This is a genomic window from Mycobacterium sp. E3305 (assembly GCF_001666785.1).
GTDB lineage: Bacteria > Actinomycetota > Actinomycetes > Mycobacteriales > Mycobacteriaceae > Mycobacterium.
The window spans coordinates 1-5,698 of the sequence record NZ_LZJA01000112.1; the positions used below are offsets into that span (position 1 = coordinate 1).

A 5,698-nucleotide genomic window follows, 5' to 3' on the forward strand; every position below is an offset into this window, starting at 1 on the left:
CGCCGCCCCCGAGGAACAGCAGGAGGGTGGTCGCCAGGATCGCGGCTTTCCATTTATCGATTCCGTGCAGTCGACTGCGGCCGAGGATCAGCCCGAGGTCGGTGACGGTCCCGGTGAAGTGCGTGGTGCGGATCGCCATTCCGCGGAAGCTCGATGTCATCGCGTTCTGCAGGCCGAGGGCCGCGGCGGCGAACAGCGCCTGCACCGCGGTCTGTTCGACGCCCAGGGCGTTGATCTGCGCCTTGACGACGGTCTCCTCGACACCGGCCGCGGCGAGCACGAGCAACACTGCCTCGAGGAAGAGCACAGCGGCGTGGCGTGGGCCCGCAAGGGCATCGGTGGACGCAAGGATCGCCCCGGCCACCGTCGCTCCCGCCAAGAAGCCCAAGAAGATCGCGGCGAGCACGTGCCCTTCGTAGAGCCAGGGGTTGGCCGTGTTCATGCCCAGCTGGGTGGTGATCGCCGTCAGGTTGCCGACGGGCAGCGCCAGGATCAAAAGCGCCACGGCGTTGACGAAGCCCGCGGACAAGGCGAGCAGCGCGCTGTAACCGAGCAGGAGACCTTCGCGGGGCAGGCCGGTGTCGCGGGCTTGGTGCGGCGGCGGCATCGGGTTCGGTCGCTCACTTTCGATGGTCGGGTTTTCGCCAGCCTAACCATCAGGCCGTCAGACTTGCGGCGCTGAGAGGCTGATTCAGATCAACCTCAAATCATCGAAATCGCTTGCGGCAGAGAATGATTGGTGAGAACGATCACAACCCGTCAGTCGGGAAGACGTGGCATCTCTGTACCCGGATCGTGGCCGACCAAAACCGCGGGTGTCAGCGCGGACCTGCCGTACCGATCACGCACCCGGTCGATCGCCGCGTCGATGGCGAGCCGGTTGTCGTGCTCATCGAACGGCAATGTCAGTTGCTGGGCGCCGCTGCGGTCGATCCCCGACACCGCGAACCCGACCAGCGTCAGCCCGCGCTGCGCGATGAGCGGAGCGGCCGACACGACCAGCCCCCGCGCGGCGGCCAGGATCGGCTGCGTCGAGGACGTCGCCCACGGCAGCGTCCGTGACCGCGTCGCCCGTCCGAAATCGTCGAACCGCAGGCGCAGCACCACCGTGCGGCCGGTACGCCCGGCGGCACGCATCCGGCGGGTGATGCGGTCGATCAGGTTGATCACCACCGCATCGATCTCAGCGGCCGACATGGTGTTGCCGGCGCGGCCGAGCGCCCGCTGCGCCCCGACGGACCGCCGCCGCACACCGGTGGTCACCCGGCGGCGGTCGATGTTGCGGGACAGCGCGAACAGCTGGCGCCCCATGGCGCCGCCCACCAGCGAGGCCAGCGTCGACTCACTCAGCTCGGCCACGTCGGCGACGGTCACGAGCCCATGGGCGTGGAGTTTCTCGGCCGTCTTGGCGCCCACGCCCCACAGCCGCCGGACCGGCAACGGGTGCAGGAACGCGAGCTCCTGGTCCGGCGGCACCAACAGCAGCCCGTCGGGCTTGGCCTCCTGGCTGGCGATCTTGGCGAGAAACTTCGTCCGGGCGATGCCCACCGTGATCGGCAGGCCGACGCGGTCGCGCACGTCGGCGCGTAGCCTTCCGGCGATCTGTACCGGCGTTCCGGACACCCGGCGCAGGCCGCCGACGTCGAGAAACGCCTCGTCCACCGAGAGCGGCTCCACAATCGGTGTGCAGTCGCGAAACACCTCGAACACGGCGTCGCTGGCGCGGCTGTACGCGCTCATCCGGGGCGGGACAACCACGGCGTGCGGGCACAGCCGCCGCGCCTGGGCGCCGCCCATCGCCGTTCGCACGCCGTAGGCCTTGGCCTCGTAACTGGCGGCGAGCACGACCCCGCCGCCGACGATGATTGGGCGGCCACGCAGCGTCGGATCGTCGCGCTGCTCCACGGACGCGTAGAACGAATCCAGGTCCGCGTGCATGATGGACGCCTCACACCGCACGAACATATGTTCGCACGCGGGGGTGACGGGATGCGATGGTGGCGACCCGCTTCGCCCGGCTACGCCGCGCTTGCGATCGCCACCGATGCGATGGTGGCGACCCGCTTCGCCCGGCTACGCCGCGCTTGCGATCGACACTTAGCTGGATTCGCCGTAGATACTGGTCACCCAGATGTGGGTGAGGGTGTCGACCACCCGGTCCTCGTCGACCGCGGGCGTCTCGGCGGACAAAGCGGCCATCATGGTGCGCTCGTTCATCTGGTTCAGCGAGGTCGCCAGGTCCACGGCGGGAATGGTCTCGGGCGCGGCGCCGCGCACGCGTTCCGCGGCGATCATGGCCGCGGTCTGGTCGATCCACTTCTGCATGAAGCCCAACCACACCACGCGGAGCTCGGAGCTGGTCGCCAGCGCCTCGGTGGCGGCGCGGGCCAGCCGGCGGTGCGTGCTGAACGCCGTGAAGAACGCCTTGATGCCGTTTCGCCACACCCGTCGGGGGTCCTCCGGTAGCCGCTGCACCGCGCCGTCGAACTCCGAATCGGCGCGCGCGATCACCGGTTCCAGCAGCGACAACAGCACCGCTTCCTTGGACTTGAAATAGAAGTAGAACGTCGGCCGGGACAGGCCCGCACCCTTGGCGAGGTCGTCGACGGAGATGTCGGCGAACGACCGCACTTCCAGCAGCCGCGCGGCGGTCGCGAGAATCGCCTGCTCGCGGTCGTCGCCCGAGGGCCGGATGGCACGGCGGCCACGCAGGGCGCGGGTCTGGCCGGCGGTAGTCACGGCCGCTACTTTACACGGTGTCGAAAAATTCGACACCCTGTTGACTGTGTCGACGGACCGTTGATAACGTGACCCCATGACTGAGCACCTTGACGTGATCATCGTGGGCGCCGGCATCTCGGGCATCAGCGCGGCCTGGCATCTCCAGGACCGCTGCCCGACCAAGAGCTACGCGATCCTCGAACGCCGCGACGACCTGGGCGGCACCTGGGACCTGTTCAAATACCCGGGCATCCGGTCGGACTCGGACATGTTCACTCTCGGGTTCCGGTTCAAGCCCTGGCTCTCGGCGAAGTCGATCGCCGACGGCCCGGACATCAAGGCCTACGTCAAGGAGGCAGCGGTCGAGAACAAGATCGACCGGCACATTCGCTACCGCCAGCGCGTCTTGGCCGCCGACTGGTCCGACGCCGACAACCGCTGGACCCTGACCGTCGAGTCGGACGGCCAGGAGCGCGAAATGACTTGCTCGTTCCTGTTCGCGTGCACCGGCTACTACAACTACGACGAGGGGTATTCGCCCACCTTCCCCGGCGCCGACGACTTCGAGGGCCGGATCGTCCACCCGCAGCACTGGCCGGAGGACCTCGATTACCAGGGCAAGAAGATCATCGTCATCGGCTCGGGAGCCACGGCGATCACCCTGATCCCGGCGCTGGTGAACTCGGGCTCGGGCCACGTCACGATGCTGCAGCGCTCGCCGACCTATATCGGCTCGCTGCCCGGGGTGGACCCGTTCGCCGAACGCGCCAACCGGCTGCTTCCGGATCGCCTGGCGCACATCGCGAATCGGTGGAAAGCCATCGCATTCAGCACCTTCCAGTACCAGCTGTCTCGCAAGGCGCCCGCCTACATGCGCAAGACGTTGATGACGATGGCCAAGCGTCGCCTACCCGAGGGCTACGACGTCGAGAAGCATTTCGGGCCGCGGTACAACGTCTGGGATCAGCGGCTGTGCCTGGCGCCTGACGGCGACTTCTTCCGCACGATCCGGCATGGCAAGGCCGACGTGGTCACCGACACGATCGACCGGTTCACCAAGACGGGCATCAAACTCACCTCGGGTGAGGAGCTGCAGGCCGACATCATCATCACCGCAACGGGTTTGAACATGCAGCTGCTCGGCGGCGTGAAGCCCACCAGGAACGGTGAGCCGATCGAGCTGACGTCCTTGATGACGTACAAGGGCCTGATGTTTTCCGGTGTGCCGAATTTCGCGATCACCTTCGGCTACACCAACGCGTCGTGGACGCTCAAGGCCGACCTGGTCTCCGAATTCGTCTGCCGGTTGCTGAACTACATGGACGCCAACGGGTTTGACTTCGTGGAGCCGCAGCATCCCGGTGACGACGTCGACGAGCTGCCGTTCATGGACTTCAGCCCCGGCTACTTCCAGCGTGCGATGGACATGCTGCCCAAGTCGGGGTCGCGGGCGCCCTGGCGGCTCAAGCAGAACTACCTCTTCGACATGCGCACGATCCGGCGCGGCAAGGTTGCCGACGAGGGCCTGCGATTCGCGAAGAAGCGTGCGCCGGTTGCGGTTTAGGGTTTGACGACGACTATTCCGTCGTCGTCGCTGTAGGCGATCTCGCCGGGCACGAAGGTTACGCCGCCGAGCGCGATCTCGACATCGCGCTCACCGGCGCCCGTCTTGCTGCTCTTGCGGGGATTGGTGCCCAGCGCCTTGATGCCGATGTCGAGACCGCGCAGCGCGGCCGCGTCACGCACGGCACCGTTGACGATGAGGCCCGCCCAGCCGTTCGAGCGGGCCAGCTCGGCGATGACGTCTCCGACCAGCGCCGAGTGCAGGGAGCCGCCGCCGTCGATGACCAGTACCCCGCCCGCACCTGGCTGGGAGAGAACCGATTTCAGCAATGCGTTGTCTTCGAAGCAGCGCACCGTGCTGATGGCTCCGGCGAATTCGGACCGGCCACCGAACTGGCGGAACTGGACGTCGCAGCTGCGTACGTCGGGGCCGATGTCGTCGACGAGGTCGGCGGTTGGCTGGAATGACACGGTCACGTCTGACACCGTAGCGGCTCGGTGGCGGGTCAGCGGCGCCGCAGCTGCCGGATCAACAGGATCGCCAGGAGGCTGACCGCCAGGGCGACGATCAACGGCAGCCGGGACTGGGTCAGGACCTCCATCGGAGCGTCTGGCGATACCGGGTTGTTGGCGGTGTCCACCGTGGATTTCGCTTGTGCGGCCGCGTCTTTGGCGGCGGCCGTGAGGTCGCCGTTGCTTTCGATTCGCTGCTGCACCTCGAGTGGCGGTGCCGGGGCCTTTGCCGGAGGCTCGGCGCTCTTGGCGGGCGCCTTCTTGGCCGGGGCTTTCTTGGCCGGGGCTTTCTTGGCCGGCGCCTTTTTCGCGGGAGCTTTCTTCGCGGGGGCTTTCTTGGCCGGGGCTTTCTTGGCCGCCTTGGCCGGGGGCGTCTTTTCCGGCGGCGGGGTGGAATCGCCGTCGGGCTCGCTATTGGGTTGATCCTGCGGGTCTGCCATGCGGCCGCTCCTCGAGCAATCTTCAGTAGTTCTCTAGCCCACGCGGGTTCTTCGAACCCATCATGCCAGCACGCACGCGGGCGCTTTTGCCGCCGGTCACGCTCGACGCCGCGCCGCCCACACGGCGCCTCCGGCGATGAGCGCCACCGCCACCACGATGAACGGCCAGACCGGAACCCCCGAGTCCCGGCCCCCGGCCGTGCCACCTGCGGCCGGTGGTCCCGGCGTGCCCGTGCCGGAGACCGTCAACCGAAACGACCAGGATCCGGAGACCACGTGGCCGTCCGCGGACGTGACCCGATAGTTCACCGTGTACGTGCCGGCCGGGCCCAGCGGCCGCAAGCCGATGCCGACGACCGCGCCGTGGACCGTCGGGTCGCCGGCGGACCACACATTGCCGTCGGGCCCGACGACGGTCATGGCCGCGAACGTGGTCTGCAGCTGTTCGTTGAACGTGGCGC

Annotated in this window: 7 protein-coding genes; 1 reads left to right on the forward strand and 6 read right to left on the reverse strand. The window is 67.7% G+C overall.

All coding sequences use genetic code 11. The annotated features are described in order from the left end of the window. The 3 genes from A5701_RS10275 to A5701_RS10285 form a co-directional block, all read right to left on the reverse strand. A partial coding sequence (locus A5701_RS10275) for a YoaK family protein (protein ID WP_067752125.1) occupies positions 1-607 on the reverse strand: 607 nt, incomplete at its 3' end. A gap of 152 nt (positions 608-759) precedes the next feature. Further along, positions 760-1,965, reverse strand: a complete 1,206-nt coding sequence (gene dinB, locus A5701_RS10280) for a DNA polymerase IV (RefSeq protein ID WP_067752128.1) — start codon at positions 1,963-1,965, stop codon at positions 760-762. A gap of 132 nt (positions 1,966-2,097) precedes the next feature. Beyond that, complete coding sequence (locus A5701_RS10285; RefSeq protein ID WP_067752131.1) at positions 2,098-2,739, reverse strand: TetR/AcrR family transcriptional regulator; 642 nt, start codon at positions 2,737-2,739, stop codon at positions 2,098-2,100. A gap of 76 nt (positions 2,740-2,815) precedes the next feature. On the opposite strand from A5701_RS10285, the gene A5701_RS10290 reads away from it, so the two are divergent. Continuing rightward, entirely contained in the window at positions 2,816-4,285 is a 1,470-nt protein-coding gene (locus tag A5701_RS10290; protein ID WP_067752134.1) for an NAD(P)/FAD-dependent oxidoreductase, read from the forward strand. Here the strand turns inward: A5701_RS10290 and rraA are convergent. The 3 genes from rraA to A5701_RS10305 form a co-directional block, all read right to left on the reverse strand. Continuing rightward, a complete protein-coding gene (gene rraA, locus A5701_RS10295) occupies positions 4,282-4,761 on the reverse strand; it encodes a ribonuclease E activity regulator RraA (RefSeq protein WP_067752137.1) in 480 nt (159 codons plus the stop codon). The two genes, A5701_RS10290 and rraA, sit on opposite strands and share 4 nt — an antisense overlap. Positions 4,762-4,790: 29 nt before the next feature. Then, a complete protein-coding gene (locus tag A5701_RS29300) occupies positions 4,791-5,237 on the reverse strand; it encodes a nucleoid-structuring protein H-NS (protein ID WP_067752140.1) in 447 nt (148 codons plus the stop codon). Between the two features lie 96 nt (positions 5,238-5,333). Beyond that, a partial coding sequence (locus tag A5701_RS10305) for a copper resistance CopC family protein (protein ID WP_067752143.1) occupies positions 5,334-5,698 on the reverse strand: 365 nt, incomplete at its 5' end.